This is a genomic window from Protofrankia sp. CiP3 (assembly GCF_917627345.1).
Taxonomy (GTDB): Bacteria; Actinomycetota; Actinomycetes; order Frankiales; family Frankiaceae; genus Protofrankia.
Genome location: NZ_CAKJTM010000084.1, coordinates 19,828 through 20,450 on the forward strand (window position 1 = coordinate 19,828; position 623 = coordinate 20,450).

Sequence of the window (623 nt, forward strand, 5' to 3'; positions counted from 1 at the left end):
CGCGGGCGGCGTGGCTTGTCTGCGCGCACCATCTCCCGGTCCGCCGGGCCCGGGCCATCCTCGCCACGATGCTCGGTGCCGCGGTCTCCACCGGCTGGGTCGCGTCCGTGCGGGGCCGGGCCGCGAGGCTGCTCGAGGCCACGTTCCTGCCGCGGGTGCGGGACCTGATCGCCGGGGCGCCGGTCGCGCACGCTGACGAGACCACCGCCCGCGTCGAGGGCTCGCTGCGCTATCTGCACGTCGCCTGCACCACCTACCTGACGGTGATGCACACCGGGGACCGGACCTGTGAGGCGATCGACGCCGGCGGGGTCTGGCCGGCGTTCACCGGCGTGCTGGTACGCGACGGCTACAGCGGCTACACCCACCTGACCGGCGCGCTGCACGCCTGGTGCGGCGCGCATCTGCTGCGCGACCTGCGCTCGATCAACGACGGCGACCCGGCAGGGCAGGTCTGGGCCGAGGCGATGGGCACCACGCTGCTCGATGCCCACCACGGCGCGTGCGACGCCCGCCAGGCCGGGCAGACCGCGCTCGACCCCGAGGTCCTCGCCCGGATCCGCAACCACTACGTCGGAGCGCTCGCGCGTGGTGACACCGAAAACCGAGGGGAACACAGCTCA

General features: G+C 74.2%; 1 protein-coding gene. It reads left to right on the forward strand.

Features of this window, described 5'->3' with window-relative positions:
* Positions 1-623, forward strand: a 623-nt coding sequence (locus tag MJ797_RS20950) for a transposase (RefSeq protein ID WP_239339601.1), incomplete at both ends; no start/stop codon positions are given.